Source organism: Streptococcus infantis, from assembly GCF_047464715.1.
Classification (GTDB): Bacteria; Bacillota; Bacilli; order Lactobacillales; family Streptococcaceae; genus Streptococcus; species Streptococcus infantis_S.
Genome location: NZ_JASHBJ010000001.1, coordinates 298,066 through 325,049, shown reverse-complemented (window position 1 = coordinate 325,049; position 26,984 = coordinate 298,066). Strand labels below are relative to the sequence as shown.

Genomic DNA, 26,984 nt, shown 5'->3' with positions numbered 1-26,984 from the left:
CTATTGCAAGTCTGTAAAAGAATATGGAAGTAATTCCCCGACCGTCATCTCGACCGTCGTTTTATCTTTGGCGACTAGAGTCACCTTTAGATCTGGTTTAAAAAATTCGACCATGACTTGGCGACAAGCACCGCAAGGCGAAATTGGTTTTTCAGTTTGACCATAGACAATCAATTCTGAAAAGTCTCGTTGTCCTTCAGAAACCGCCTTAAAGATTGCAGTTCTTTCGCCACAGTTGGTCAAGGGGTAGCTAGCGTTTTCAATGTTAACCCCTGTATAGATACTTCCGTCCTTGGCTACCAATACGGCACCAATTGGAAAGTGTGAATAGGGTACATAGGCATTTTTACTAGTCTCAATCGCTAAGTCAATCATCTCAGTAGTCGCCATCAGCTAACTCTCCTTTTAAGATTGCTACACCAGAAGATGTCCCGATACGTGTAGCCCCCGCTTCAACAAAGGCAACTGCATCTGCATAAGAACGAGCTCCACCAGCAGCCTTAACACCCATATCAGGTCCAACTGTCTGACGCATTAACTGAACATCTGGCAAAGTCGCTCCACCTGTTGAGAAGCCTGTAGAAGTCTTAACAAAGTCTGCACCAGCTTTTTGAGCAAGTTGGCAAGCCAGAACTTTTTCTTCATCCGTTAACAAACAAGCTTCAATAATAACCTTAACAAGTTTGTCTCCGCTTGCTTCAACAACAGCACGAATATCTGAATCAACTAATGCAGCATTTCCTGATTTGAGTGCGCCAACATTGATAACCATATCAATTTCGTCAGCACCATTTTGGATGGCTTCTTTGGTTTCGTAAGCTTTAACAGCTGAAGTTGTAGCACCAAGAGGAAAACCTACAACTGTACAAACCTTGACATCAGTATTTTCTAGACCAGCTTTTGCATGAGAAACCCAGCATGGATTCACACAAACACTGGCAAAATCGTACTCTCTTGCTTCAGATAGCAAACGATCGATTTGTTGCTCGGTCGCATCTTGCTTCAAAAGTGTATGATCAATGTATTTATTTAATTTCATTTCGGATTTTCCTTAAATCAGGAGATAATTTCAATGATTTCACGCGTTTTTATCGCTTCATCACTTATTTTAATTTTAACATATTTTTGGAAATCTGTAACTAGTTCCGGAGAAATTTTGCCATTTGCATATACTTTTGCAACAATTTCACCTTTTTTGACTGATTCTCCAACTTTCTTCTCAAAAACGATCCCTGTCTCATAGTCAAGAGCGTCTGTTTTAACTGCACGACCAGCACCTAATCTCATGGCGAAAAGACCAAACTCCATGGCTGGCAGCGCCTCAATGACACCATCTTCCTGAGCAGGAATATTTACTATATGGTCAACTTTTACCGGACGATAGAGATCTTCTAAATCTCCACCTTGAGCGAGGACCATCTCTTCAAACTTCTTAAGTGCCTGACCATTTTCAAGATGTTGCCTTACTTCCTCGACTGTTTTTTCAACATTTGCCAAAGATAGCATAACCTGGGCTAACTCACAGATAAAGTGGCTGATATCCTCGCGTCCTTTATCTTGAAGAATTTCTAGTGCTTCTATAATTTCCAAGCGGTTCCCAATGGCACGTCCCAAAGGTTGACTCATATCCGTAATGACTGCTACTGTCTTACGACCAACAGCTTTCCCGAGATTCACCATGGTTTGAGCCAACTCACGCGCCTCGTCGACTGTCTTCATAAATGCACCTTCACCGACAGTAACATCCAGCAAAATAGCATCCGCTCCAGCTGCAATCTTTTTACTCATGACAGAACTAGCAATCAAGGGAATCGTATCAACTGTCGCAGTCACATCTCGCAGTGCATAGAGTAACTTATCCGCTTTGACTAGTTGGTCAGATTGACCAATAACTGAAACCCCGATATCCTGAACCTGTTTGATAAAGTCTTCTTGACCGCGTTCGACTTGAAAACCTTTGATAGATTCTAATTTATCGATAGTACCTCCGGTGTGCCCCAGACCTCTACCACTCATCTTAGCAACTGGAACATCAAAACTAGCTACCAAGGGTGCTAGGATTAAAGTTACCTTGTCACCAACACCACCCGTAGAGTGTTTATCAACCTTCACACCATTTATAGCAGACAAATCAAACTCCTGACCTGTCTTGACCATGTTCATAGTCAAATCGGAAATCTCTCTAGTGGTCATGCCTTTAAAATAAACAGCCATAGCAAAGGCAGACATCTGGTAGTCAGGAACTGTTCCTGCAACATATCCTTCAATCAGCCATTGGATTTCACTAGAGCTGAGTTCTTGGCCGTCTCTTTTTTTCTGGATTAGATCTACTGCTCTCATTCTTTCACACTTCTAAGGATATAATATCCCTTGTCTTTCTTCACGACCTCACAATTACCAAAGACTTCTTCCATCTTGTTTTTGGCACTTGGAGCTCCTTGTTTTTTTTGAATAACAATGGTCAAATCTCCGCCATCAACAAGATAATCAATACTTTTCTCGATGATTTCATGAACGACCTGCTTACCTGCACGAATAGGCGGATTCGAAATGACATGGTCAAATTGCCCTTCTACCTGCTCATAAATATTGGACTGGAAGATAGTCGCTTGAACTTTGTTTTTCACTGCATTTTGCTGGGCTAAGTCTAGGGCACGATTATTGATATCCACCATAGTCGCTTGTACACCATATGCCTTGACTAAAGACAAGCCAATAGGACCATAGCCACAACCAACATCCAGAATTTTTTCACCTTTTTCAACATCGAGACATCTTAGCAATAACTGACTTCCAAAATCAATCATTTTTTTGCTAAAGACACCTGCATCCGTCAAAAAAGTCATCTTTTCTCCAAGTAGTTCCACTCTTAGTTCATGAACATCATGGGCCGCATCTGGATTTTCTGCATAATACATTTTACTCATAGTTTCATTTTACCACATAAATAAGTTAATTGTAAATCGTCTACATGACAACAAAGGCTTTTCTTTGACATCGATTTGTTAAAAAATAGTATAAGTTACCTAATCCCTTAGGGGCCAAGCAAGTAAGAACCCAATGCCATAGTGATAGCAAAGGAAAAAATACAGGCTAGACCAAACAAGAAAAGCCACCATTTTCTTGTTAAAATGGCGAGAATCAAGTAAATAAAACCAATAATTGGTAGCAAGAATAACAAGACAAAAGCAGACCAACTATAGGTTTGACTTCCTAAACTCACAGTAAACTCAATCAAAGTCGGAGATAACCACAGAATCACAACCAGTAAGCTAGTCAGTTTTATAAATCTATCACTCACTACTAGTCTCATAACATCACCTCTTTTGATTGCTATACTACTTATATTTTAACAAAGAAAGCGCTTTTTCTCAAATGATTCAGATGTCTTTCTCTGTAAATTATGGTATACTGAGATATCAAACGAGGAAATTTTATGACCAAAGAATTTTTACATTATGAAAAAATCAGCCGAGGAACTTGGCAATCATTACATCGTAAGACAACACCTCCTTTAACCGAGGAGGAATTAGATTCTATTAAGAGTTTCAATGACCAGATCAGTCTCCAAGATGTAACAGATATTTATCTACCGCTGGCTCACCTTATTCAAATCTACAAACGTTCCAAGGAAGATCTAGCCTTTTCAAAAGGAATTTTTCTCCAAAGAGAGAGTAAAAATCAGCCTTTTATTATCGGGATTTCAGGTAGTGTAGCAGTCGGAAAGTCAACTACTAGTCGACTCTTACAAATTCTGCTTTCTCGTATTTTTCCAGAAGCAAGTGTTGAATTAGTTACGACTGATGGTTTTCTCTATCCTAATAGCATCTTAAACGAGCGCAACATTCTAAATAGAAAAGGTTTCCCTGAGAGTTATGATATGGAAGCTCTACTTAATTTTCTTGACCAACTTAAAAACGGGCAAGATGTTGACATTCCTGTTTATTCTCACGAAATCTATGATATCGTACCTGATAAAACACAAAGAGTTCAAGCGGCGGATTTTGTCATCGTAGAGGGTATCAACGTCTTTCAAACCCCTCATAACAGCCGTCTTTATATTACAGACTTCTTTGATTTTTCAATCTACGTAGATGCTGCAGTTGAGGATATCGAGAGTTGGTATTTGGACCGTTTCTTAAAACTCCTCAGTTTTGCACAAGATGATCCAAGCAACTATTACTATCGCTTCACCCAACAACCAATCAGTGAAGTCAAAGATTTTGCTCATCAGGTTTGGACTAGTATTAATTTAACCAATCTACAAAACTATATTGAACCGACTAGAAATCGGGCTGAAGTCATTCTTCATAAATCTAAAAATCATGAAATTGATGAAATTTATTTAAAAAAGTGATTTCCCCTTGTCAAAATAATAGTTTTCAGATATAATGGTATAGTTAGTAAATATGGAGGTAAGAACATTGGCAAACATTAAATCAGCTATCAAACGCGCTGAATTGAACGTTAAACAAAACGAAAAGAACTCAGCTCAAAAATCAGCTATGCGTACTGCTATCAAAGCTTTTGAAGCAAACCCATCTGAAGAACTTTACCGTGCTGCTAGCTCAGCCATCGATAAAGCAGAAACTAAAGGTTTGATCCACAAGAATAAAGCTAACCGTGATAAAGCACGTCTTGCAGCTAAACTTGGTTAATCAAGAACCGCATACAAAATGAGCTCTTCGGAGCTTTTTTTGTGCACATTTTTCTGGAGGTTATCATGAAAATTGCTATTATAGGATATTCAGGATCAGGTAAATCTACTCTGGCAGAGAAGCTTTCCAGCTACTACTCAATTCCAAAGCTCCATATAGACCGATTGCAATTTCAGCCTGGTTGGCAAGATAGCGATCGCGATTGGATGTTAAAGGAGATGGCGACTTTCCTTACTGAACATGAAGATTGGGTTATTGACGGCAACTATAGCTGGTGTTGCTATGAGGAAAGGATGGAGCAAGCTGACCAAATTATCTTTCTAAACTTCTCAGCTTGGAATTGTTTAGCAAGAGCCTTAAAACGCTATCTACAATACAGAGGAAAAGTTAGAGAAAGTATGGCGGATGGGTGTCAAGAACAATTTAATTGGGAATTTATTCGTTGGATTCTCTGGGATGGACGTACTTCTTCTCACAAAGAACATTATCAAAAAATCTGTTCAGACTATGCCGACAAGGTAACCATAATCACTAATCAAAAAGAACTAGATGCCTTTCTTCATAAAAAAGAGGTTTCCTGTTAAGGAAACCTTTTTTTCTTATTCTGCAATTAAAGTCTCTAGACCAACCTTCATCATATCAGTGAAGGTATTTTGGCGTTCTTCAGCTGTTGTATCCTCATCTGGATTGACCAAACTATCCGAGATGGTCATAATGGCAAGAGCATCAACATGGTGTTGAGCTGCCAAATAGTAAAGAGCTGCTGCTTCCATTTCCACAGCCTTGACTCCCCATTTACCAAGCTCGATGTTCTTTTCAAAGTAGTTTGAGTAGAAAACATCTGATGACAAGACATTGCCGACATGTGTAGTCATGCCAAGGTCTTTAGCAATATGGTAAGCCTTATCTAGCAAGTCAAAACTTGCAATTTGTGGGAAATCGTATTGAGGCCAGTCGTTGCGGATGATGTTTGAGTTAGTAGCAGCAGCCTGTGCCAAGACCAATTCACGGACGTGAACATCCTCATTCAAAGATCCAGCCGTTCCCACACGGATCAATTTCTTCACACCGTAGTCAACAATTAACTCACGCGCATAGATGGAGATTGATGGCATTCCCATCCCTGTTCCCATGACAGATACACGATGGTCCTTGTAAGTTCCAGTGTAACCAAACATGTTACGGACTTCGTTAAAGCAAACAGCATCTTCAAGGAAATTCTCAGCGATAAATTTCGCACGAAGAGGATCCCCAGGAAGAAGAATTTTATCAGCAATTTCACCTTGCTTAGCAGCAATATGGATAGACATAGTTTATGATACAAAGAGCGACCAGAAAGCGACTGAAAATTAGGAATCTGACGAGAAATCCTGATTTCTCAATCAGATTATCTATTTTCTGAGCTTTCCGCTCGTGTTCAAATCTGAACACATGCTCTACCTTTCTTTATTCTAAAAGTGATACGTGGAAAGATACCAAACCCGTCAAAAAGCGAAGGGAAAACAGGAGTTGGGCGCAGTGAGCGATACTCGCTAGACCAACTATCTTTTTCCCACTGCTTTTAGGGTGGGTTCAATTCCTTTCTTTCTTAAATTTTATGATTTAGAGGAGAGTAAACAGTATTCAGTTCAGCGAATACGGCTTACCCATCCTTTCATTTTTTGTTTGTAGAAAAGCTTTTTGCTCGTATTCAAATCTGAACACACGCTCTACCTTTCTTTTATTAATGTTTATTATAATTCAGCAAGAATAGCTTTAAGCAAGCCTTTGAAGTCGCCCTTAACTCGTTCTGTCACTTCTACCACTTCTTCGTGGTTGAGTTCTTCTTGGAAACCTGCAGCAAAGTTAGTAATGCATGAGATACCAAGAACTTTTAGGCCAGAGTGAGCTGCAATGATGACTTCAGGAACTGTTGACATCCCGACAGCATCTGCCCCAAGTGTCTTATACGCACGAATTTCAGCTGGAGTTTCGTAAGTTGGACCAGTTACACCGATATAAACACCATCGTCAAGTTTAACACCAAGTTTTTCAGCAACTGCATGCGCTGTAGCACGATATTCTGGGGTGTAAGCCTTAGACATATCAGGGAAACGTGGACCGAAGTCATCCAAGTTTTCACCAATCAATGGGTTTTGACCCGTCATGTTGATGTGGTCTGAAATAGCCATCAAGGTACCTGGACCAAATCCGATACCACCGGCAGCGTTGGTTACAATCACACCTTCACATCCCAAGACTTTCATAACACGAACTGGGAAAGTAACGACCTCAAGAGGATTTCCTTCGTAGAAGTGGAAACGTCCTTGAAGAGCCAAAACCTTACGTCCAGCAAGTTCACCGTACACCAATTTTCCAGCGTGTCCAACAACTGTTGAACGACCCCAGTTTGGAATTTCAGCGTAGTCTACAACAACTGGATTGTCGATTTCTTCTGCCAGTTCTCCAAGTCCTGATCCAAGAATCAAGCCGAACTCTGGGGCTTCAACTCCCTTTTCTTTCAAGAAAGCAGCTGTTTCATTGATTTTTGCTAATAATGTCATTATCTGTCTCCTTTATAATCTTTTAAAAATTGACCGATTTTGTCAAAGGTTTTTGCATTTCGAATCGTAATATTACGATAAAAAGGCATCTTTAGCAGGTACTTGTGATAGGCTGTTTTGCTATAGGTTTCTTCTGAGAATTTGCCCCAGAAGATTCCCAGTTTCCCGAAATGAAGCAGTTCATCTCCTAGCTTCAAAGCGAGCAACTTTTCTTCTACGGATTTCCTATCCAAGCCGTCAGTGTAAAAGAGCACATCCTTTCGAGCCATCTCATGATTCCACCAATCAGGAAGATTTCTAAGCTCCTTTTCATAGTCTTGATTAGACAACAAGGAAAAACTCTGGATAAATGGATAACGTCTTTCAAAGAAAGCCTGTAATTTCTCTATTAATTTAGTTCTAGGCACAATGCTATTAAAGAAAATATTGCCACTATTGATGTAGGTTTCTACATTTTCTAATCCCAACTCCGTCAATTCTTGACGCAACTGAGCCATGACTACCTTGTTCTTTCCACCGACATTAATGCCTCTAACAAGTAGAGCGTAACGAATCATCTTAAACTAATTTATCTAAGAAACTTTCACCAATCATGGCAGTTTCAACGCCAAAGTTATCCGCAATTGTTGCTGAGATGTCGGCGAAGTGCCCAACTGGGAGCAAGCCACTACCTTTGAAGGCTGGACTGTATGCCAAGAATGGGATGTATTCACGCGTATGGTCTGTACCAGCGTAAGTTGGGTCATTTCCGTGGTCAGCCGTGATCATCAAGAGATCATCTTCTTTCATAGCAGCGATGATTTCAGGCAAGCGCTCATCAAACTCATGCAAGCAATCACGGTAACCATGTGGATCACGACGGTGTCCATAAAGGGCATCGAAGTCTACCAAGTTGGTAAATGAGAAGCCATGTTTAAAGTCTTCTGATTTCATAGCCTTGATCAAGTTGTCAATACCGTGGCTGTTTGATTTGTTGTGGCCCATATCGTGGTTGATACCAGCACCATTGAAGATATCGCTGATCTTACCAACTGAGTAAGTATCGATACCAGCTTCGTTCAATTTGTCCAAAACAGTTGGAGCAAATGGTGAAACAGCCAAGTCACGCCGGTTGGCCGTACGTGTGAAGTTTCCTGGCTCCCCTACATAAGGGCGAGCAATGATACGTCCAAGAAGAGCCGGACGTTCCAAAGTGATGGAACGAGCGTATTCACAAATACGGTACAATTCATCCAAAGGAATGATGTCTTCGTGGGCTGCAATTTGAAGAACTGGGTCAGCTGAAGTATAGATAATCAACTCACCAGTTTCCATTTGGCGTGGTCCGAAATCATCAATCACAGCTGTACCAGAATAAGGTTTGTTAGCTTCACGAATAACCTTACGTCCTGAAAATTCTTCAATCTTTGTAATAATTTCTTCAGGGAATCCATTCCAGAAAGTATCAAATGGTTCTGTGATATTAAGTCCCATGATTTCCCAGTGACCGGTCATGGTATCTTTTCCAAGAGAAACTTCCTCTAGCTTAGTCGCATAACCAGTAGGGTTGCTTTCAGCTGGAACCGTCTTCAATGGTGTTTCGCGAGGAATGTTTCCAAGACCAAGTTTTGCCATATTTGGTACATTTAAACCTACTGATTTTGAAATGTGTCCAAGCGTGTCTGATGCACCATCAGGAACACCAGCATTGACAAAGTTATTAGCATCTGGTGCTGCACCGATTCCTACAGAATCTAATACTACCAAATGAATACGATTAAATTTTGGCATAGTGTGTCTCCTTATTGTTTTAATTATTTTGCTTTTGTTGAAGTTAAAATCTGAAGGCCATTTTGTCCAGCCACGATGACCTTATCAACCATCTGGTTGAACAAACCGTGCTCAACGACACCAACGACGTGGTCCAATTCTTGCCCAAGAGCAATTGGATCTTCAATCACTTTCAAGTCTAAATCAATGATAAAGTTCTGCATATCCGTCACAAAACGTTGGCCATCCTTTTCACGGAAGCTAGGTTTATAGCCAGCTCGCTCAAATCGACGAAAGACTTGTTCGGCACCGTATTGAACTACCTCTACTGGAAGTTTAAAGGCTCCGAGTTTCTCAACTAGTTTGCTCTCATCAACAACCCAGATATATTCTTTGGATGGAGTTGCGACGACCTTTTCCATTAGAAGCGCACCTCCACCACCTTTGATGCCATTAAACTGACTATCTACTTCATCCGCACCATCGACTGTCAGGTCAACAAAGTCCACTTGGTCAATAGACTTAAGAGGAATATTGAGTCCTTCTGCCTGCTTGCTGGTCACACTAGAAGTCGTTACAGCTGTAATCTGCAAGCCTTCTTCCTTGATCCGACGACCTATCTCTTCTACGAAATAGTAGGCAGTTGAGCCTGTTCCAAGTCCGACAACCATACCATCTTTGACGAACTCAGCAGCCTTAATCCCTGCCATTTTTTTCAGATTTTCCACTTATATACCTCCAAATAGAGCTACTTCTATTATATCATGAATAGGCTTCAAATTCATCCAAATATCAGAAAAACCCGAACATTTTATTTCGGGTTTTTGATGCTTATTTAACCATATCAGGGTCGTAGTCGTAAAATCCAGTATCAAGGAAACGATTTTTAGGATGAAGCTTACGAACTTCTTCATCGAGCAAGAAGGCTTGGTCATGTGTAAACTTGCCATCTTGAATCAAGTTACGCGCTTGGACAAAGAGTTTGGCAATTTCTACAAAATTTTGGCCAGGTGTATAAAGACCTTCAAGCTTCCAATGAGTGAAGCCATGTTCTACCAACTCAGTCAACTTGGTCATCAAATCAAGGTCATTATTCGCAAAGATATGAGTTCCATGATTGTCTTCAAAAATAGAATAATGGCTCTCTGGGTCACTTGGCTCAGCCAAGAACAAGTCACGTTGACGAGATTTTTCATCATCAATCTGTGTGAAATTGTAGTAGTTTTGCAAGAGCGGACGCTTCGAATGGTGGATAACACTAGCACCGTATACCAAGACTTCAGCAGGAATTTCTAAAATTTCAGGCATTTTGAAAAGTTCTGCAGATGGGATTTCACGCGCCAAAACTGCTTCTGACGCTCCTGCTTTTTGTCCCCAGAAATTAATCTGACGACTGCTAGTGACCATGGTTGACGCATCATAAATGGTTTTGAAAGAATAGCCATCACGGTTGACCACATAAAATACCCCTGCATCTCCAACAGTGATGTAGTCGGTCTTGATTTCCTCTAGAAAGTCCAAGAATGGCTTGATACGGTCCATCATGTCTTGGTGCATGAGGGCATTGACCGCAACGATTAATTCCTTACCTGCATCATGAACGATTTTTGCGATTTCGCGCAATTCTTCATGGCTAAAGGTAGTTGGCAAACGAAGACCAAAATCTTTCTCACCGACATAAATGCGGTCGACACCAGCCTCGAGTAGCTGTTTTACTTGTTCAATACTTTCAGCAGTTGCTGTAATGATAATCTTTTCCATAGAGAAAATTATACCACATTTCCAAAAAATCAGCTATATAGAAAAGTGGGTCTTGTTAGTCCAAATTTTAAAAAAAGTGAACCGTATCAATAACAGTTCACTTTTTCGTTTTATGCTTGTGTCTTTTCTACAAGTCGTCCGTCATTCATCACATAAATCATGAACAACTAGAATCAATTTAAAAGAATCCTGTCCTTACTTCAAAATTGAATTTATTTGCATCTGTGTATGATTTTTATTCGTTTCAACTATCAAATTTCCCCTCGTTGAAATAAGAGAAAAATAATAAAGTTTAAACGGTTTACTCATCCTATCATTTTCCCATCAGCATGTCAAGAAAACTGAAATTTCTGTATGCGGTAGAATTTTTTAGAACGCCTAAATTCATACATTTTTTAGGAGAACATCACCGAGTTTTAAAAAAAGACTGAACAAATTTCTTGCTCAGTCTTGACATTGATACACTTATCAGGTATCATTAATTAAAGACTGAGTAAGAAGGACGAGTTCTTACTCGGTAAGGCGAGAAGTGTTAGCGCACTTTTCGTCTTTTTTTATTCGATTAATTTAAGTAGATTATAACACATTTTTACACACCGTGCAAGCATTTTATGTTTGATTGTAGCACAAAAAGACCTTTTTTTTCAAAGGTTGTTGTTGTATAACTTTTTATATACTTTATTATGTACTTCTATTGTTTTCGGAAGTAGGATAATCTTTTACTATCAGGGTAACATTGATATCTAGATGTATTTTCTTTATCCGTTTTACTCATTCTCTTTTTAATGGTATAAGCAGAAATTTCCTCTAAAGAAATAAATTTTTCATAATCTTCTCTCCAGTTGCCAAAGAATAATTCTCTCAAGGAATCCTCATAATTCAAAACAATTATCCGACTCATCGTTTCAGCTCCAGCAAGTGTCCAGTACATTCCTCTTTTTTTCATTCTATAAGTGACCTTACGATGCTGACTCTCCATTATCCCGATTCCTGCATGACTGAATCCCCTTTGTTCAGCTGGTTTAGTGAATTGGAAATTTCTCAATATTTTACTCTTGAACTTCTCAAATGACTCTTGTTCTTCTTCTGTCTCGATATAACTTTCAGTTGTATCTAGGACAGTTCTCATTAACTGCTTGTCATGTTGCTTAATCGCCTGGAAAGCTCTCTCTAATAGATCTTCAGAGTAAAATTTTAGATAATTCTTTAACTCTTTATTTACATGGTACTCATCCCAGAAATGTTCGTGGCGTTTAATTCGCAAAACCTTCGCAATCTCTTTGAAAACATAGGGTGTATATCCATGACCTCCATCAGAATTCGTAATCAATAAAGTCCTATCCGTAACTTCATAATTATTGAATAGATAATCGATCACCTGTTCCCTCACTAAGCGGTTGTCAAGGCCAATAAATTCTTTTTTGTCCTGGAGTTCAAATCGATTGCTGCCAACTTTCTGGCTTCCCGTATGGACTACAAAATGGGATAAATCATAATGTTTATTATCCTTTTGTGTATCACGTGCTTTAACCATCACACCATCACCCTCAATATAAATAACCTGGGCTTTTCTTTTGCGAAATTCTTTATTCTCTTCATAATATCGATAGCCTTCTCTTTCCTCCAATAACTTCTCACAAATTTTTACAGCTTTTACTACAATTGGCTTTGTGATAGAGATGTGATAAGTCAATTGAATCACCTGAGTTACTTTATCATATGGCATCAAAGTAGATAATTTGGCCACCTGATACATAAATTCCCAGGAGAAGCGGACGTTCTTCTGAAGCCCTAACTTTTCATCTACTGGAATGACCCAATGATCTCCCTTTTTCCAACGTCTTCTTCTGAAAGTAAACTCACCAAATGTAAAAGCAACGGTTCGCTCCATTGAATGAATACAGGTATAGCCCTTTGCTTTCATGACTGGAATCATCTCCTCATCATACCTAGAAACAAAGTTATAAAATTCTTTTGCATTTTGAAACAGCAATTGATTTTTTAATTCTCTCTCATCAAAGAAAGCCATTCAGAATCCTCCCTTATTAAAATTACGCTTATTTTAATAAATTTTGACCTGAATGTTCAAATAATCCTTTGTTCTGACAAAAAAAGAGCCTATCTTTTCAGATAAACTCTTACTTGTCATACCAGGGTTTCTCTTTTTTACTAAAATAGGATTTGCTCATTTCAATAGTAGCTATCCCCATAGGAATCAAAATAATACTCCATAAAACCGTCACAATTCCATCTGCAATAAAGGAAAAACCACCTGTAAAGTGAAGTCCCAAATACAGTAATAATACAACTGGAAGGAAAGCTGGAGCGAATTTTAAAACGGCCAACCCTAAAACAATTATAAACACCATACTAAGTCCAAATGTTTTATAGAACACATAGATTGCTATAGCTCCGATAAAAATAAAGAACAGCTGAACAAGTCTTTTAATATCAATGAAAATCATCATAGATTCCTCCTACTTCATCAGTAATATTTTAAAATTTATTATCTCCTTATATGTGGAGGCTAAATAGTTTTTGGTAAGATACCCTATAGAACGCTATTTTTTCTTTCTCTCCATCTTTTCCCATTCTCTTATAATCAGATTCTCAATATAAGATGAAGCTGATTTTTCACCGTGATACTCTACTAAAGCATCTAACATATCATATCGAACATTATGATGCAGAGAGAAAGGAAAACGTTGCTTTTTATTATAGCTGTCAGGAGACTTTCTAGCCTCCTGATTTTGTTTCCTCGAGGAAAGAGTCTTTTCTCTCTTTGGTGTACTTTGGAATGTTTGTTTTACTTGTGCGAATCGATTCTCTGTCATGCTACCTCTCCTTCTAACACATTCAAAATATTTTCATATACGTAGTTTATATTATCATAAAACTTTTGATGTGTCTCTTTTTGGTTAGCTGTCATCTCTTCATACTGCTCAAAGACACTCTGACTGATCACAAGACTCTTGGCCATGAGCTCTTTCTCCTGGATAGAACCCAGGTAAGCCTGATCTTCTTCAACAACTTCTAAAAATTGTTTGCAGGTGTCTGTTACATTGTTTCCAACGTACTTAATCTTATTCCCAATAAGATAAGGTTCTGCTTTAACATAGCTTTTCTTAGTAATAACTTCGATAGCTTCGCTCTTAATGAAATCTACAAAATTTTTCAAAGATAACCAGGCACGAAAACCATTAAGAGAGGCATCAGAAACAGCTAAGACAATATCTGATACGGCTATAAAATTAGCTGTAACTAGGCTCTCGTCATTGTGCGTATCAATCAGAATGACATCAAATTGTGCTTCTAACTCCTCGTAATGTTCGCTAAACCACATAAACAACTGGAGATATTTGTTGTTTCGACTAGCCAGATCTAACTGCTCATCTGTCAAACGCTCATCACCACAAATCAAACTGAGATTTTTTGATATTGGAACAATTTCGTACTCTCCAGTCGTAAATATATCATAGACGGTTTTCTCACATTTTACATCAAATGTTCTTGTCAAATTGCATTCCCAAGCTCCATCAATGAGTAGTGTTCTAAGCCCCTTAACACGTGCCAACCAATCCCCTTCATTAAAGGTATCTGTAGTCTTACCACCGCCACCTTTTCCTAAGTTTGTTGTCTGAATCTTCATGATTCCCTCCTTGGATAATTGTATATTTTGTTATATAACTTTTTATATACTTAATTATACCTAAAACAACTTTACTTGTCAATATAAAAGCACAAAAAGTTATATAACTTTTTGTGCAACTTGTTATCCGTATGTACCACCTATATTTCCACCAACATAGGCTTTTAGCTGGATTTGTTGAACCGTAGTATTGAAATTTCCAACGAAATAGCTGTTCTCTTCTCCATTCTTAGTTAGAACAACCAAAAATTGAATCACATCATCTGATTCAGTTGGCATCACTTCCAATTGTTTAGGTTGAAAATCATACTGATTCGTCAGAAGAGCCATCGCAAAGGTTTGAACCATCGCATTCTGTGTCATAGATAAATGATTCTCGATTGTTCCCTTGACATTTGGCAGAAAATTCGTCTTTTTTATATCTGCTACCGCTTCTTCAAAGGCTTTTAACACTTCTTTTTTGTCTTCTGAGCTTGCCTCTGCGTAGGGGCGTTCTAGTTTTAACTTAGCTGTCCGATAATTCTTCTCGTCTGCTGTTTCTTCTTTGGAAGACGGCTCGTTTTGAGTGGTTCCTGAAGAACTCACCTGTGCAGCTTCTTCTATTTTAGTTTGTTGAGATGGCCTGAAACTCGATACAATCCCTATTCCTGCCAAAATCAATAGAATACCTACTACAATCGATACAACCATATTCTCCTTTATCCAATCAATCATTTTATATCCTCCTTTTAATTTGAACTTAATTTAGCTTCTCTGTCATCTGGATAAGCAAAAGAGATTACCTGTTCTTGTTGTTGTGATTTAGTCCAAATACGATAATTCCATGTATATGGAGTTTTGAACTGATCCCAACCACTCAGAGGTGTATTTTGTTCTACAAATAAGATAGAGCCATTCTCGAAAACATGACATACAATTCCAGTATGACCATATCCTCCACCTCCTACCTGTGTAGAAAAAATAGCGCCTCTTTTGGGTGTAGCCTTAACTGAATTTCCAAATATTGATGCCCATGCTGCTGCCTGATCTTTCCCATTACCTTGAACTGAACCAGAATGCCCCCATAAGTGATTTCCAATACTAATTGTAAGATTCACACATTGTCCAGCATACTCGTCACTTCCAGGATTATACCATCCTGTAGACTTAGCATAATCCATGCCTAAGCTCTTAGGATCAATAATGAATGGTTTCAAGCTATCTGGTAAGTCTTCTGGTTTGTACCCCCACGCAGTCGCATCTGAAGGGACAGTTCCCGTTCCATCGGTACTGCTACCTGACTCACCACATCCACTTCTCTCAGCTGAAGAAGACACCGCACTATCTGAAGAACTGATATCTTGTGTACTGGATCCTTCAAAAGGCTTCTCGCCATGAGCAGCAATAGCTTCCTTATCAAGCCACTGATACTTCGTACCTAGTTTTTGGTACATATCAGTTAGTTTGCTCTTATAAGTGCCATCTGTGGCCCATCCACCATCTGCTATAGCAGATAGGCTAGCAATACCATTTGTATTGTTTATAGCCCCTTTATAGAGTGTCTGGTGAGCCATAAACTCAGCTTTCCCTACGATCCCTGCATCGTAGCTAGAGAACCAAGTATAAGCTCCTCCTGTACCGTCTCCGACATTCGCTCCAGGCTTTGTCCCACTTAAATCAACACTATCTTCACCATACGTCGCAAGAGTAACTGGAAAATTACTTTTACTAGAGGTTTTAACACCTCCCATATTGTGAGCTTGCCAGAAAGAAGTACCATTAGGATTCGTAAAATTGAAGCCATTCTCTATCATTGTTTGAGTGATAGAGGCTGAAGGTAGGAAACCTCCTGCCTTCCAAGATAGGATGTAGGCTTCCTTATGCTTTTTTACAAAGTCATCGATGGAACCATCAGCTGAAGAAACTGTGGAGTCGCCAGTTGAAGATGTTGTTTCTACAGCACCACAATCATTTCTTCCATTATTGGTTACAGCTCCCATTATCCCAACTAACATGGTTATCCCAACATTGATAATTAATAGGAGAGCCACAAAAGGAATGAGGATCTTCAGTTTAAATATTTTTTTCATGGATACCTCGCTTATTTACCATAATCCTAATATTGTTCGCAAAATTCCATAAAAAACTAAAAATACAATAAATCCTATTCCAATCTTCTTGAGACCGTTCAAAAACTCCTTATCTCGTTCTTTTTGTGCTTCCAGGCGTTTTGGATCAGATTCTCCCTCTGAAGCGAAATAATCTCTTTCTTGTTGCATGCGATATTTACGAATCAATACGTATTGATCAAATCTCTGCTTAGTCCTGGCAATCATTCCTAGTTTATTTTTGGCCATTCTGGTTTACCTTCCTTTCTTACTCAATACCGCCATAGCGCTCAACTTCAGGGGCTAACAGCTGTTGGTTAAAGACCAGATTTCCTACCCCTGCAATATTCATGAATAACTGTCCTTTCGCCAGACGAGGCAAAGTCTCTAGTTCAGACTGGTTCATTGATCCAGATAAGGCGTTAGCTAGTAGAGGAACACTGGTTTCGTCCGTCTGAGCAAAAACTCTATATTGCATTAGACCAAAAATCCTCTGGACTGCCGTTACGTACGGATCCTTATGAGTGCCAATCCCCGTCTCAAACAGAATCCCTCGCAGTGAATTAACAGACAATACAACACCAGCAAAGTTTTCGCCCATTGTATCAATCATATCAGCCAGAAGGTTGACACTACTTTCATGCTTAGGGTCAATGAGTGTCTGTGCCCCACTAATATTGACAATATAGTGCTGCATATCCATCTCCGTTAAGTCAGGACGTCTCTTCAGTAATTGCTTACAGCGTTTTCCGTTATTGACAATATCAGCTGAGACAAGTGAAAGAACAGAGAATATCTGAACATTTAACAAATGAGGGGCGTTCTTCAACCCTGAGAAGTCAAATGTTACAACTTGCTCTGAAGAGATATCTTGAAATTCGGTTGTTCCCTCGAAAATTTCTGCGTTTGTTGTCAATAGTTCGTTAAACGTATTGTAAATACGCTTAACAGCCTTGTGTTCGGCTTCATCCGCACTAGTTTGTTCCAGCCGACGTTTGTAGGCATCAACAAACAAAATAAAATCAGACAGAATAGGATACTCTTCCTTCACAATATCCGTCGCTTTCAGTTTTTCTGGATTCAACGAAGGATTTCGAGCCCACAATTCTTCCTCAATATAGAAATCATTCAGGAGAGTTCCAAATGTAATTAAATCGTCTCCTGTCACTTCATTATTCAGGAGTTTATAGATACTCTTCAGTTTCTCGATATGAAGGTTGTAAGATTTCTTCTTATCAATTTCAGTTCCTGCTTCATTGGTTACTGTTGGAAATACCTGGAAGATATTGATACGGTTAGCCTCTCCTGATAAATCAAGAATCAATCCATGTTGTTTTCGTGTCTGATCAAGAAACTGGCCAGTAGCATCAAAGTTACGAATATAATGACCCTTCGCATAGAGACCATCTGTGTGTTTCATAAGAAAAGATCGTTGTCCCATCTTTGGATTTCCCGATAGGATCATAAAGGAGCGTGTTCTTTTCTCGTCACGTTCTAGAAAGTTGAAATTTACTGCTCCGTTTGTTGGAGTCCATCCAAGATAGAAGCCTTTCTCATCTTCTAGCTTCGTATGATTAAAGAAATATCCACCAGCTATTGAGTGAGCTGGAGTCGGTATCCCTCTTCGATGATTGGGCAAATCAATCTGATATTCGGCTGGAATAAATGGAGCATGGTATTCAAAATCTAATTCTCCAGATAGAATAGTGGATTTGAATTTCGACGTTTTGTCTTTGACTTCTTCAACCCTCTTAAATAATTCTTCTTTTGTTGATGCAAACACAAAGACACGAATATACATCCCATACATAGCTATATTTCGCTTATCAATTTCACGGCTTAGTTTATTAAGATTATCAATCTCATCTAGTTCTTTCCGATTATTGGTTAGTTTACTATTGTTTGTAATCCGTGTTGACTTCTCTTCAATAGAGTCCTCAATCTCTTTTTGAAGCTGTCTGTTATCCTCCTTGTACAGTGACAGGAAGGAACGTGTACCAGGAATCAACAACAATTCAGAAAGCCAAAAACGATCCATCCCTTCAGTTGGATACTCATAATAGTGTAAGACCGTATGGTGCCCATCTCCACTTATCCAGGAGCGGTCATCCTTTTGAAAATCAATATTTCCTTGCGGTTGAATCTGGCTAAGAAAAGCAAGGTCATATCCTTCATTTTTTAGTTGTCTTTGTCTACGTTTTGATAAATCAGGCATGCTATCCCTCCTACACTTTCTCATTCATATTGTTGTATTGCTTTATAATTTGAATTTTCTTCCTGTAGCTGATATTTTGTGGAACAAAATCATTATTTCCATAGGTTTTAGCCTTCCGAACCAATTCGTCCAATTCAGTTGTTGTAGGTGCAAATAGCCACAGTATAAACTCTGTATTATAGACTTCTTGTCGGATGCTTTCTTCAACTTTAATTTGGCTTTGAAGCCAAATCTCACGATCCTTGAGTTGTAAAAAACGTCTATCGTTTACTGATAACTTGGACATATCTTGTCGCACTAAATCCAAATGATGGCGCAAGTCAGAAATTTGCGTGTCTGTATTTGTTGGCAAAGTTGTCGTCTCCACTTGGATATTCGGTCCAAATCGAGTCAACCAGGTTTCAAAATTTTCAATGGTTCTCATAACTTCGTTATAAGACATCGAACCTAGATCTTTACCTGGTATCTCCATCAGCTGCAAGTAGCCATAATCAACTAACTGGATATAAGCCTGGCTGTTTGGAATGATTGATTTTACATCCAACAACTCAACGCAAGAATGCAAATCAAAATATTCCTGCGTTTGTTTCTTTGTTTCTTGAATACGTCCCAGCGGACGTTTCTCATTTTTTGGAGGTTGAATTTGTTTAATCGCCATTATGGTTTTCTCCTTCTGATATAATTCAAGCTAATATAACGTTTTCTTCTTCGTCTGAAGAAAAGAAACATGCTGTGCCAATTCTTTTTGCCACCGTTAGCTGGTAACACCAGATACAAACTCAGAACTGGTGTTAAAAAAATGAATGCGAACATCTGTATCCACTGGCTTTTAGGAAAGATTTTTAAGCCAACGCTCAAAGCGATTACTCCAGTAATTCCTACAAAAGCAATATCTAGGATAAGAAGGCCTATAATCTTAATTTTGGCATAGATATCTCTAGGTACACCGTATTTTTCACCGTACATGAATTTCTCCTTTATATTTGTTTTGACACTCACATTATAATGAATAATCGAAAATATCTTTTAAAGGGACAATAGCATTTTTGCCATTATCTTTCAGGAAGTAATTACACAAAAAGTTATATACTTTTTTGCACAATAAAAGAAGCCTCAATCTTGAGACTTCTTAACTAAATCAAAGAATGATTCTTCAGAAAGAAAAGTAATCAATTGGCCTTCTGATAGTCTTCTAAGCGCTGCATCATGCTTCTTAGAACTTTTATCTGGATCAAAAAGATTCAACTGCTTGTGTCCTACAACCAATATATCTGTCCTAGAAGACACATAGTTTTGCACGACAGCCCCTTTACTTTCTAAAAATCGTATGGCTTCTTCTCTAGTTAGAGGACGTAAGCTTCCTGTGATAACAATATTCTTCCCTGTTAAATCCATAATTCATCCTATTCCTCCTCTTCAGGACTTTCAGCACCTGTGATATGACGTCCTCCCTGCATACGCTGTCCTGCTTGTTGCATCTGTTGGTTCATGTAATTCATTTGACTCATGCTCTGTTGAAACTTTTGTTGAGAAGAGTCTGGTTGTTTCGGTGCTTGTGTCGATTCTACAACTGATGGAGATGAACCTTGGGTTGGTGGCTCCATTCCTCCAGTTAGATGAGATGAATCTTGAGTTGGTGATGCTGATCCTCCGGTTGGATGAGATGAATTTTGGATTGGTGGCTCCGTTCCTCCAGTTAGATGAGGTGAATCTTGAATTGGGGACCCTATTTCTTCAGCTGAAGTAGTTGAATCAACAGTAGGTGCATCCGTTGTTCCTGGAGCGATTGGTGGCTCAGGAATGTCAACTGGTCCAAATTGATCAATTCCAGGAACCGCATCGTTTTTCAAAGCGTTATAGGTCGCATTTTGAGCAGAGGCGGCTTTATCATCCAAGTTATTTAAAGCATTGCCAACTGCACCTTTCGTATTTTGCATGGCTTCAAATGCTTTCCATTCTGCTAAATCAACCATATTACTTACACCACCTTTGGCCGCATTCATCAAGCCCTGGTCTTTTATAGAGTTCAAAGCACCTTGAATACCACCTCCAGTTCTGGCAAGACTATTCCCCAGAATCTGACTGCCTTTAGACAGGGCATCTGGAGTTTTTTTAGCCATATCCATACCAAATTGACCAAGCGCCATACCGCCATTAAAGACACCTCCTGCTCCAGCCGCAAAGGCATTGCCCATCATCATAGCACCAAGCAATTGTTGAGCTGTTTCGCTATGTCCTGTTGAAACTCCAAGCCAGCGTTCAATCATGGCCACTCCTTGCATTGCCGCAAAGAATACTCCAATATAGACAAAGGCAGCTGCAAGACACTGCTCCCACATGTTCAGCCCATCAAAGAATCCGCCTGAAAGCTTAGATACTGCTGAAACAGAAAGGATTGGTAAATCTCTGAAAATCTCAAGTGTTACACGCATAATAATAACCTCAAAGAAGATTCCTGCTAAGGCACCTCCAATGGTTCTTAACAACTCTTTATATTTCTTTGAATTTGATAGAGAACTATATCCAAGAATTGGAGAAATCATTGCTTCAATCAGAATATCAAAGATTGATTTAACGAGCTTAATGATCATGCTGACCAATAGAACAACAAGGATAATATACTGGAGGAACATCCCTATCCAGTTGACTTTATAGCGCATATAAACGGATTCAAAAGCACTCAATTGATTAATGACTCGGTGTTCTGTAATACTTTCAACTCCAGTATTATTGGAATTTAACTTATGTAGGAACAATCCTTTAATTCCTGCTACTTTGTCGTTTTTCTGTATATCATCTAACATTTTTGGATTTGTCGTACCATAGTTTGCTCCAAAATCAATCTTGGTCGCAAAATCTGCCGTATCACGTTGGTCAGAATTATCCGTGATATTATTGACAGGGGTAGAACCCTCCTGAACAGGCTTGATATAGCCATAATCATCCATTGGAAACAACTCTGTAGAAAAATCTTTGTATATTAAGACTTTTAGGTCTACCACATTATTTTTCATAGGTTGAAGAGCCAAGGAGGAAGTTGGTTGACTACCAGATGGCGCTTCACTGGAGACTGTCTGGATAGACATGGCATCCTGTGCCACTGCTGTTGAGATGGTGGTCAAAGCTAAAGGCAAAACCGAGGTTACTGCAGTTACCAAAAGGAAATTAATAATCACCCCCTTATACTTTACTGGCTTAGTAAAGACTCCTACGACGACCGACACAACCAAAATCAGAGTAAACAAGGACGTTCCTAATATCTGAAACCAGTAAAAAAATTGACCAATGACTGTCTTCTGATCTCCCAAATATCCGAAAAGCCCAAAGAGCTTGAACATATTATTAAAAACATGTTCTAGGCTGGAAGTGATTTGATAAAGAGCCTTGGCAATCCCTCCTGGCAAATAGGCTAGAAATGCCATAAATGCAGGAGTCGGTTCTAAATAGTTTCCCCAGTAGGAATAGAATTCCGCCAGTTTTTTTGCATTCTCGCCTGTGATTTCACCATTGAGATCCTTGACCTCATTCATCAAATCTGAAAAGGTTTGATAGTGCACTAAAGGTACCTTCTTTCTTTTTAAGATACCCCTATCATATTCGATAATAACAAAATCGTTTTTAAAGGGACAATGAAATTCTGACAACAAAAAAGCCTCAAGTAATTGAGACTTTTCTGTAAGTTAATCTGCTGTTCCATTAAAATCATAGAAAGCATTGTCTTCTTTATAGCCACGACGTAGCTCAATGATTCGGATTTTTTTACCACCCTCGGTCAAGACGACTTGATAATAAGCCTCTGCTTCTTCAGGCTTACCTATATCCCTATAATCAACAGCGATTGTAAAAGTGTCTTTTCCTTTCAGTTGACTTTCTAAACTAACAATAGTTCCCCTGAAAGAGGCTGGAATCGACTTTACTTGTTCTTCTGAAAGCACACTGTAGTTAATACTTTCACCGTCGTTATTTGAAATAGTTCGCTTTTCTTTGTCAAATTTTAAGGTAGTTCCTACTCCACCTTTAAAATCAAGACTCTCATAACCATCTTCTTGTGAAAAGCCTGTATAGCTATCTTTTAGCACATTTTTTGCAATAGAATCAGGTGATTTTTGACCACAAGCTCCAAGTATAATCAAGGCTAAACCTACTAAAACAATTCTTAAAAAGTACTTTGCTTTCATCATTAATCTCCTAACCATTGTTTATTTTATTATAGCAAACAGCTTTTTTTCTTGCAAGTGTTTATATAACTTATTGTATATCTTTTTAGATAACTTCATCCGCAAAGAAGTCGTCTCCATCATCATAATAATCATAGTCGCCTTGAATGACATTAGCTACAGTTGCCTGAAATAGTTCATCTGTGGAAGTAAATGATTGGGATTGTACCTTTTGTCCTTTACTATGACGACCTGATAGTTTAGGAGTTTCTCCATTGTTGCTGAGGAGAGGCATGGTCAAACGTTGCCTCCAGTCTATGATGTTGTTGAAGGCTGTACCTGCATCAACTGCGATTTCCTGAAGTTCTAGCTCACGGTGCGCACTTTCGACTGGAATATCCGCAAGAGTCATCGATGTATCAAATTCCTCTTGTAAAAACATGTACTTGTAAGGGAAGCTGTTCTTATCATGTGCGAAGATTGGATCCGTTGTGACCTTACGTCCAGCATTATCCCGTCCCTTGACTCCACGTAAGATAACCGCTTCTCCTTCCTGGAGCTTGGCCAATTGTGTTGGTGTCAACAACTCTTGTTTTGGATTCTCGACAGCTACATTTGGATTGGCTTCGTCCAAGATATTGCTGGAGCGCCGTCTTCTGGTGATGGTACGTGTACCCAGGTCAGCACTAAATTTCTTATTGGTATCTGAAGATGTTGTTTTAACATAAACCTTCAATGAACAGTTGTCCATAATGGTTCGAGCAACATTTTGGCCGTATTTATCATCCAATTGCTCCAGATTTTGAATCCATAGGTAATAGAGAATATTTTGTCCCAATCCAATAGATATTTTTGTATCCATGTGAGGAATCGCAGGGATATTTGTAAACTCATCTAAGATATGGAGAATCCGATTAATACATTTACGACCACTTGAGAGAGCAAGCTCATAGTTAGCATTGAATAGCTGATCTAAAAATAACGAAACAATACCATTATACTCTGTTCGGTTTGGCGGTGTTACCAGGTAGATGACTTTCGGTTTATCTGAATAGACCAGTTCAATATCCGACTCCTGAAGAAGATTTTTGGTATCTTCTTTATTCTTAAGGACGGTTATATCGATATGATCTAAAATCGGCTTCTTGCTATACTCATCTAGTTCCAGACTATCTCCGTTTCTTCGATAGACTTTTTCAGCTGAAAATTGAAAGATTTGATCTCGAACAGGGGAATGCCCATTGTTCTTATGATTGAAATCAATCGTTACCGTAAACTGATCTGGAAGTTTAGGCTCAATGGCATAAGTAAGATAGCCTTCCCCGTCAACTAAAGCCGTCGCTTGCTTTATATAATCGACTTTCTTTTCGACTTTACCCCACTTCTTCAATCCTGTAATCGTTACTTTAGCAGTTTTGTGCTTGAACTCATTTTTAAGTTGACTATTGGTGCTTGATCTCAACTTGACAGACAATCGACGTGGGAAGCCAACAGACTCTAAATCAATAGAGTTTTTAGAAGTCAGTTTGGCCACGTTGTCTTGCAAGAACAGGTTGATTCCTGTCATCATGCTAGAGTAGACATTCCCTTTAGTCTCATCACCACCAAAGTCTGAAGCACGAAATTCGATATCAGCCATTTGTCTAAATTTCGAGAATTGTTGTTGATTGACTTGTCTCAAATTATCAAAATAGACTGTGATTTTTGACTTTTTCGACACTTGTTGTTCTCTGCTTGGATTCTCGACGATTTCTCCAGCACTATCTACAAAGACTTCTTCAGACCCCATTGTCGCCAAGAATTTCGCAACGTTAGGGATCGTAATGGTATCCCAGGCATCGTCTTCACCATTTTGAACGGTTTCATTAGCTCGATCCATCAAAGCCATTGTAAGAGCATTAAACAGGGATATAGATGACTTACGGAAGTATTCAGCATTCCCCTTCTCTCCACCTTTTTGTTTCGGATAAATTGATTCTGCGACTGCATTGACATAGGTTTGAGTTTTCTCATAGTAGCCCTTCTTTGCGGCAGCGATGGCTAGAGCTAGCGGATTGAAAGACATAGACCAATCCATATTTTGGAAAGAAAGAACATTGACATCATAGTCACGTTGCCTCATGAGTTTGTAGGAGGCTTGATAATGTTCCCCTTTCGGGTCTGCTAGTACCATCGATGGCTGCAATTCAGCACGACTGTTGATTTCAATTGCTGGAGTAATATGACCTTCACCCTTACCTGAACGAGTCATCCCAATTCCTAACAGATTCGTCGGCTTATCTTCAATGTAATAATATCCAGAAGGAAAAGCTAACATGCCTAAAATCCGCTCCGCATTTGTCACGTATCGGCTCATTTTTCTATTTTGCCATAACATTTGAGTTCTCAGTGTTTGTCCTGCTAAATCATGAGTCAGTTCATGAAGTACAGGAGCTCCACCTTCACCTGGATAAGTTAAATCTTTATTGGGGATCTTTTTGTATTGACGACGAATTTCATTGATCGTCACAAATCGGTCATCTCCTTCTTCATTGTTGTTATAGTCTCGAAACTGCTCGAAGTTCACCCAGGCAGATCTCCAGGCGAAAACTAATCCCAGTAAAAAGATTGGAAATGCTAAAATTGGTGCTATTAAGAAGACTTTAGCGTTCAATAAACTTTGAAATAAGAGGCTGTTTAAGTCAAAGTTTACGGCCTTACTAGCATCTTTAAACGACCAGGCACTAAAATAGAGAAAGCGGATTGTAGCTCTCAAAACAGTAACCAGGTAATTGGTTAAGATAAAAGCAATAAAGCTAAAACCTAATCCCATATAAACGAAGCTGCGATAACTTTTAAAATAAAGAATCGGTTTCATTTCTTTATCAAACCGTTTTCGTTCCCGTTTTACAAAGGGAATCATATAAACAATTCGAAAGAGAATATTCCAAAGAATGAGGGAGACAAGCGCAATGATTTTTGGAATCAATAACTTTACCCATTTGAACAGCCCTCTGGCTGATTGCTTCCATACCTGTTCCCAATCAATCGCTTTGCGACCTTTCCAACCTCTTTTAAAAATCTGCTGAAGAAAACTCTTGCTTTTTAGTAACCGCTGATACTGCCTTAAAAAGTAAGGTTGAAAGAGTCTGAAGAGGTAATAACCTGCAACTCCTAGAAAAAGGAGGGTATTGAACCAACTGGCTCGAATCACTTGGATAAGGGTGTAAAATACTACTTCAAATAACTCAAACAAACTACTACCCCCTCACACCTTCCAAGAACCATTCCATTTTTCGAGTATAGAAGCTCGAAAAGAGAAATATGTGAAACTGTAGCCTTGGAGAGGCTTTTTCATAACGGTGAAAGTAACTTTCTAACCATTTCTCTCCATCCAACTGAAGAACATTCAATCGACTGGATCGACTTTGTTCTAAGTAATTGGTCACCTGAAGAGATTCTGCAATCAATTCATCAGACAGATAATTGTATTTTTGTCTTGCCATTGTTGCACTCCTTTCTTATTATTTTTTAATTCCCCTCTATTCTAAGGGATAATATCAAATTCTTTGTTAAAGGGACAAAAGATATTGTTATACCATAAGTTATATAACTTTTTATACAATAAAAAACCACAAAAAAGCACACAAGTGTCCTTGTATGCTTTCAATCCCTTTAGAACGGGGAATCCACATCTATTGGTTCAGGATAGGATGGAGGATTAGAACTTGGTGTCGGCTGAGAAAAGCCCTGTTGTTCCTGCTTACGTCGGTTAGATGCCTCCTTATTTTCAAGGAAAGTGATTCCTCCTTGTTGGTTTGGTGAAATAAACTGATACGTCCGACGTTGATCTTGTTCATCGTTATATGGTCGTTGGATAATTTCTCCTTTTAAGAGAATTGGAGAGCCCTTAGATAGGCTCTGAGCCATCAATTCCGCTTGTTTTCCATAAACTTGTACATGGAAGAAACTAGGGATTGGTTTATTTGTATCATCAGTCATACTCGAATCACAAACAAATTCAAATTTGAAACTGACGTGACCGTTTGGAGTTCGGCCCACTGCATCATTTGGAATGAATGCAACACGTCCAGAAGCGATAAATACTTGCATTTTTTCTCCTTTCAATAAAGACCACAAGAGAGTCTTTATTCAACTTGTGGTCATCATTTCATTTTAGTTCGTC

Annotated in this window: 30 protein-coding genes; 3 read left to right on the top strand and 27 right to left on the bottom strand. The window is 38.9% G+C overall.

Annotation, left to right across the window (positions count from 1 at the left end; all coding sequences use genetic code 11):
- The 5 genes from QM419_RS01620 to QM419_RS01600 form a co-directional block, all read right to left on the bottom strand.
- The gene (locus tag QM419_RS01620; RefSeq protein ID WP_414277672.1) at nucleotides 1-390 is read right to left on the bottom strand and encodes a cytidine deaminase; all 390 of its coding nucleotides are present in this window, start codon (nucleotides 388-390) and stop codon (nucleotides 1-3) included.
- Nucleotides 377-1,039 carry a deoxyribose-phosphate aldolase gene (gene deoC, locus QM419_RS01615; protein WP_414277671.1) on the bottom strand — a complete coding sequence of 221 codons (663 nt, stop codon included), beginning with the start codon at nucleotides 1,037-1,039 and terminating at the stop codon, nucleotides 377-379. The genes QM419_RS01620 and deoC overlap by 14 nt, the downstream gene beginning before the upstream one ends.
- Nucleotides 1,040-1,056: 17 nt before the next feature.
- Nucleotides 1,057-2,340: a pyrimidine-nucleoside phosphorylase gene (locus QM419_RS01610; protein WP_414277670.1), complete on the bottom strand. Its 1,284-nt coding sequence runs from the start codon at nucleotides 2,338-2,340 to the stop codon at nucleotides 1,057-1,059.
- The gene (locus QM419_RS01605; RefSeq protein ID WP_414277669.1) at nucleotides 2,337-2,927 is read right to left on the bottom strand and encodes a class I SAM-dependent methyltransferase; all 591 of its coding nucleotides are present in this window, start codon (nucleotides 2,925-2,927) and stop codon (nucleotides 2,337-2,339) included. The genes QM419_RS01610 and QM419_RS01605 overlap by 4 nt, the downstream gene beginning before the upstream one ends.
- Nucleotides 2,928-3,034: 107 nt before the next feature.
- Nucleotides 3,035-3,313 (bottom strand): 1,4-dihydroxy-2-naphthoate prenyltransferase, encoded by a 279-nt coding sequence (locus tag QM419_RS01600; protein ID WP_414277668.1) that lies wholly within the window; start codon nucleotides 3,311-3,313, stop codon nucleotides 3,035-3,037.
- A gap of 123 nt (nucleotides 3,314-3,436) precedes the next feature.
- Here QM419_RS01600 and coaA point away from each other — a divergent pair, with 123 nt between their 5' ends.
- From coaA to QM419_RS01585, 3 genes are all read left to right on the top strand, one after another.
- A complete protein-coding gene (coaA, locus tag QM419_RS01595; protein WP_414277667.1) occupies nucleotides 3,437-4,357 on the top strand; it encodes a type I pantothenate kinase in 921 nt (306 codons plus the stop codon).
- Nucleotides 4,358-4,409: 52 nt separating this feature from the next.
- The gene (gene rpsT / locus QM419_RS01590; protein WP_029689886.1) at nucleotides 4,410-4,658 is read left to right on the top strand and encodes a 30S ribosomal protein S20; all 249 of its coding nucleotides are present in this window, start codon (nucleotides 4,410-4,412) and stop codon (nucleotides 4,656-4,658) included.
- 65 nt (nucleotides 4,659-4,723) lie between these two features.
- On the top strand, nucleotides 4,724-5,242 hold the full coding sequence (locus QM419_RS01585) for a DNA topology modulation protein (RefSeq protein ID WP_414277666.1): 519 nt from the start codon (nucleotides 4,724-4,726) through the stop codon (nucleotides 5,240-5,242).
- 15 nt (nucleotides 5,243-5,257) lie between these two features.
- Here the strand turns inward: QM419_RS01585 and deoD are convergent, their stop codons facing one another.
- The 22 genes from deoD to QM419_RS01475 form a co-directional block, all read right to left on the bottom strand.
- The gene (gene deoD / locus QM419_RS01580) at nucleotides 5,258-5,968 is read right to left on the bottom strand and encodes a purine-nucleoside phosphorylase (protein WP_414277665.1); all 711 of its coding nucleotides are present in this window, start codon (nucleotides 5,966-5,968) and stop codon (nucleotides 5,258-5,260) included.
- A 423-nt stretch (nucleotides 5,969-6,391) separates the two neighbouring features.
- Nucleotides 6,392-7,201 carry a purine-nucleoside phosphorylase gene (locus tag QM419_RS01575; protein WP_414277664.1) on the bottom strand — a complete coding sequence of 270 codons (810 nt, stop codon included), beginning with the start codon at nucleotides 7,199-7,201 and terminating at the stop codon, nucleotides 6,392-6,394.
- The gene (locus tag QM419_RS01570; protein WP_414277663.1) at nucleotides 7,201-7,758 is read right to left on the bottom strand and encodes a DUF1697 domain-containing protein; all 558 of its coding nucleotides are present in this window, start codon (nucleotides 7,756-7,758) and stop codon (nucleotides 7,201-7,203) included. The genes QM419_RS01575 and QM419_RS01570 overlap by 1 nt, the downstream gene beginning before the upstream one ends.
- 1 nt (nucleotide 7,759) lies before the next feature.
- Entirely contained in the window at nucleotides 7,760-8,971 is a 1,212-nt protein-coding gene (locus QM419_RS01565) for a phosphopentomutase (RefSeq protein WP_414277662.1), read from the bottom strand.
- A gap of 23 nt (nucleotides 8,972-8,994) precedes the next feature.
- A complete protein-coding gene (gene rpiA / locus QM419_RS01560) occupies nucleotides 8,995-9,678 on the bottom strand; it encodes a ribose-5-phosphate isomerase RpiA (protein ID WP_178894850.1) in 684 nt (227 codons plus the stop codon).
- A gap of 103 nt (nucleotides 9,679-9,781) precedes the next feature.
- A complete protein-coding gene (locus tag QM419_RS01555; RefSeq protein ID WP_178894849.1) occupies nucleotides 9,782-10,711 on the bottom strand; it encodes a peptidase U32 family protein in 930 nt (309 codons plus the stop codon).
- Between the two features lie 691 nt (nucleotides 10,712-11,402).
- Nucleotides 11,403-12,740 (bottom strand): ISLre2 family transposase, encoded by a 1,338-nt coding sequence (locus QM419_RS01550; RefSeq protein ID WP_000863692.1) that lies wholly within the window; start codon nucleotides 12,738-12,740, stop codon nucleotides 11,403-11,405.
- Nucleotides 12,741-12,849: 109 nt separating this feature from the next.
- The gene (locus QM419_RS01545; RefSeq protein ID WP_000972579.1) at nucleotides 12,850-13,179 is read right to left on the bottom strand and encodes a hypothetical protein; all 330 of its coding nucleotides are present in this window, start codon (nucleotides 13,177-13,179) and stop codon (nucleotides 12,850-12,852) included.
- Nucleotides 13,180-13,272: 93 nt separating this feature from the next.
- A complete protein-coding gene (locus QM419_RS01540; RefSeq protein WP_000138497.1) occupies nucleotides 13,273-13,545 on the bottom strand; it encodes a hypothetical protein in 273 nt (90 codons plus the stop codon).
- Nucleotides 13,542-14,360 carry a ParA family protein gene (locus QM419_RS01535; protein ID WP_006154569.1) on the bottom strand — a complete coding sequence of 273 codons (819 nt, stop codon included), beginning with the start codon at nucleotides 14,358-14,360 and terminating at the stop codon, nucleotides 13,542-13,544. The genes QM419_RS01540 and QM419_RS01535 overlap by 4 nt, the downstream gene beginning before the upstream one ends.
- A 123-nt stretch (nucleotides 14,361-14,483) precedes the next feature.
- Nucleotides 14,484-15,074: a hypothetical protein gene (locus tag QM419_RS01530; RefSeq protein WP_129313560.1), complete on the bottom strand. Its 591-nt coding sequence runs from the start codon at nucleotides 15,072-15,074 to the stop codon at nucleotides 14,484-14,486.
- A gap of 14 nt (nucleotides 15,075-15,088) precedes the next feature.
- Nucleotides 15,089-16,429: a CHAP domain-containing protein gene (locus tag QM419_RS01525; protein ID WP_414277661.1), complete on the bottom strand. Its 1,341-nt coding sequence runs from the start codon at nucleotides 16,427-16,429 to the stop codon at nucleotides 15,089-15,091.
- Between the two features lie 15 nt (nucleotides 16,430-16,444).
- Entirely contained in the window at nucleotides 16,445-16,696 is a 252-nt protein-coding gene (locus QM419_RS01520; protein WP_001107251.1) for a hypothetical protein, read from the bottom strand.
- Nucleotides 16,697-16,715: 19 nt separating this feature from the next.
- Nucleotides 16,716-18,662 (bottom strand): virulence factor, encoded by a 1,947-nt coding sequence (locus QM419_RS01515; protein WP_414277660.1) that lies wholly within the window; start codon nucleotides 18,660-18,662, stop codon nucleotides 16,716-16,718.
- A 10-nt stretch (nucleotides 18,663-18,672) separates the two neighbouring features.
- Nucleotides 18,673-19,320, bottom strand: coding sequence for a hypothetical protein (locus QM419_RS01510; protein WP_044021373.1), 648 nt, complete (start codon nucleotides 19,318-19,320; stop codon nucleotides 18,673-18,675).
- Entirely contained in the window at nucleotides 19,320-19,628 is a 309-nt protein-coding gene (locus QM419_RS01505) for a DUF5592 family protein (RefSeq protein ID WP_000274176.1), read from the bottom strand. The genes QM419_RS01510 and QM419_RS01505 overlap by 1 nt, the downstream gene beginning before the upstream one ends.
- A gap of 147 nt (nucleotides 19,629-19,775) precedes the next feature.
- The gene (locus tag QM419_RS01500; RefSeq protein ID WP_006151897.1) at nucleotides 19,776-20,057 is read right to left on the bottom strand and encodes a BRCT domain-containing protein; all 282 of its coding nucleotides are present in this window, start codon (nucleotides 20,055-20,057) and stop codon (nucleotides 19,776-19,778) included.
- Nucleotides 20,058-20,065: 8 nt separating this feature from the next.
- Nucleotides 20,066-22,219: a pLS20_p028 family conjugation system transmembrane protein gene (locus tag QM419_RS01495; RefSeq protein ID WP_414277659.1), complete on the bottom strand. Its 2,154-nt coding sequence runs from the start codon at nucleotides 22,217-22,219 to the stop codon at nucleotides 20,066-20,068.
- A 123-nt stretch (nucleotides 22,220-22,342) separates the two neighbouring features.
- On the bottom strand, nucleotides 22,343-22,843 hold the full coding sequence (locus tag QM419_RS01490) for a lipoprotein (RefSeq protein WP_134805412.1): 501 nt from the start codon (nucleotides 22,841-22,843) through the stop codon (nucleotides 22,343-22,345).
- Between the two features lie 82 nt (nucleotides 22,844-22,925).
- On the bottom strand, nucleotides 22,926-26,054 hold the full coding sequence (locus QM419_RS01485; protein WP_414277658.1) for a VirD4-like conjugal transfer protein, CD1115 family: 3,129 nt from the start codon (nucleotides 26,052-26,054) through the stop codon (nucleotides 22,926-22,928).
- 4 nt (nucleotides 26,055-26,058) lie between these two features.
- Nucleotides 26,059-26,304, bottom strand: coding sequence for a hypothetical protein (locus QM419_RS01480; protein WP_000113751.1), 246 nt, complete (start codon nucleotides 26,302-26,304; stop codon nucleotides 26,059-26,061).
- Nucleotides 26,305-26,473: 169 nt separating this feature from the next.
- Complete coding sequence (locus QM419_RS01475; RefSeq protein WP_006154607.1) at nucleotides 26,474-26,911, bottom strand: single-stranded DNA-binding protein; 438 nt, start codon at nucleotides 26,909-26,911, stop codon at nucleotides 26,474-26,476.
- Nucleotides 26,912-26,984: the final 73 nt, after the last annotated feature.

Excerpts from the sequence above, each read along its gene's own strand:
- QM419_RS01570 (WP_414277663.1), bottom strand. The coding sequence starts at position 7,758 with ATGATTCGTTACGCTCTACTTGTTAGAGGCATTAATGTCGGTGGAAAG.
- coaA (WP_414277667.1), top strand. The coding sequence starts at position 3,437 with ATGACCAAAGAATTTTTACATTATGAAAAAATCAGCCGAGGAACTTGG.
- QM419_RS01500 (WP_006151897.1), bottom strand. The coding sequence starts at position 20,057 with ATGGATTTAACAGGGAAGAATATTGTTATCACAGGAAGCTTACGTCCT.
- deoD (WP_414277665.1), bottom strand. The coding sequence starts at position 5,968 with ATGTCTATCCATATTGCTGCTAAGCAAGGTGAAATTGCTGATAAAATT.
- QM419_RS01575 (WP_414277664.1), bottom strand. The coding sequence starts at position 7,201 with ATGACATTATTAGCAAAAATCAATGAAACAGCTGCTTTCTTGAAAGAA.
- deoC (WP_414277671.1), bottom strand. The coding sequence starts at position 1,039 with ATGAAATTAAATAAATACATTGATCATACACTTTTGAAGCAAGATGCG.
- QM419_RS01515 (WP_414277660.1), bottom strand. The coding sequence starts at position 18,662 with ATGCCTGATTTATCAAAACGTAGACAAAGACAACTAAAAAATGAAGGA.
- rpsT (WP_029689886.1), top strand. The coding sequence starts at position 4,410 with ATGGAGGTAAGAACATTGGCAAACATTAAATCAGCTATCAAACGCGCT.
- QM419_RS01610 (WP_414277670.1), bottom strand. The coding sequence starts at position 2,340 with ATGAGAGCAGTAGATCTAATCCAGAAAAAAAGAGACGGCCAAGAACTC.
- QM419_RS01585 (WP_414277666.1), top strand. The coding sequence starts at position 4,724 with ATGAAAATTGCTATTATAGGATATTCAGGATCAGGTAAATCTACTCTG.
- QM419_RS01510 (WP_044021373.1), bottom strand. The coding sequence starts at position 19,320 with ATGGCGATTAAACAAATTCAACCTCCAAAAAATGAGAAACGTCCGCTG.
- QM419_RS01530 (WP_129313560.1), bottom strand. The coding sequence starts at position 15,074 with ATGATTGATTGGATAAAGGAGAATATGGTTGTATCGATTGTAGTAGGT.
- QM419_RS01545 (WP_000972579.1), bottom strand. The coding sequence starts at position 13,179 with ATGATGATTTTCATTGATATTAAAAGACTTGTTCAGCTGTTCTTTATT.
- QM419_RS01600 (WP_414277668.1), bottom strand. The coding sequence starts at position 3,313 with ATGAGACTAGTAGTGAGTGATAGATTTATAAAACTGACTAGCTTACTG.
- QM419_RS01555 (WP_178894849.1), bottom strand. The coding sequence starts at position 10,711 with ATGGAAAAGATTATCATTACAGCAACTGCTGAAAGTATTGAACAAGTA.
- QM419_RS01540 (WP_000138497.1), bottom strand. The coding sequence starts at position 13,545 with ATGACAGAGAATCGATTCGCACAAGTAAAACAAACATTCCAAAGTACA.
- QM419_RS01475 (WP_006154607.1), bottom strand. The coding sequence starts at position 26,911 with ATGCAAGTATTTATCGCTTCTGGACGTGTTGCATTCATTCCAAATGAT.
- QM419_RS01535 (WP_006154569.1), bottom strand. The coding sequence starts at position 14,360 with ATGAAGATTCAGACAACAAACTTAGGAAAAGGTGGCGGTGGTAAGACT.
- QM419_RS01565 (WP_414277662.1), bottom strand. The coding sequence starts at position 8,971 with ATGCCAAAATTTAATCGTATTCATTTGGTAGTATTAGATTCTGTAGGA.
- QM419_RS01490 (WP_134805412.1), bottom strand. The coding sequence starts at position 22,843 with ATGATGAAAGCAAAGTACTTTTTAAGAATTGTTTTAGTAGGTTTAGCC.
- QM419_RS01605 (WP_414277669.1), bottom strand. The coding sequence starts at position 2,927 with ATGAGTAAAATGTATTATGCAGAAAATCCAGATGCGGCCCATGATGTT.
- QM419_RS01620 (WP_414277672.1), bottom strand. The coding sequence starts at position 390 with ATGGCGACTACTGAGATGATTGACTTAGCGATTGAGACTAGTAAAAAT.
- QM419_RS01480 (WP_000113751.1), bottom strand. The coding sequence starts at position 26,304 with ATGGCAAGACAAAAATACAATTATCTGTCTGATGAATTGATTGCAGAA.
- QM419_RS01520 (WP_001107251.1), bottom strand. The coding sequence starts at position 16,696 with ATGGCCAAAAATAAACTAGGAATGATTGCCAGGACTAAGCAGAGATTT.
- QM419_RS01550 (WP_000863692.1), bottom strand. The coding sequence starts at position 12,740 with ATGGCTTTCTTTGATGAGAGAGAATTAAAAAATCAATTGCTGTTTCAA.
- QM419_RS01525 (WP_414277661.1), bottom strand. The coding sequence starts at position 16,429 with ATGAAAAAAATATTTAAACTGAAGATCCTCATTCCTTTTGTGGCTCTC.
- QM419_RS01505 (WP_000274176.1), bottom strand. The coding sequence starts at position 19,628 with ATGTACGGTGAAAAATACGGTGTACCTAGAGATATCTATGCCAAAATT.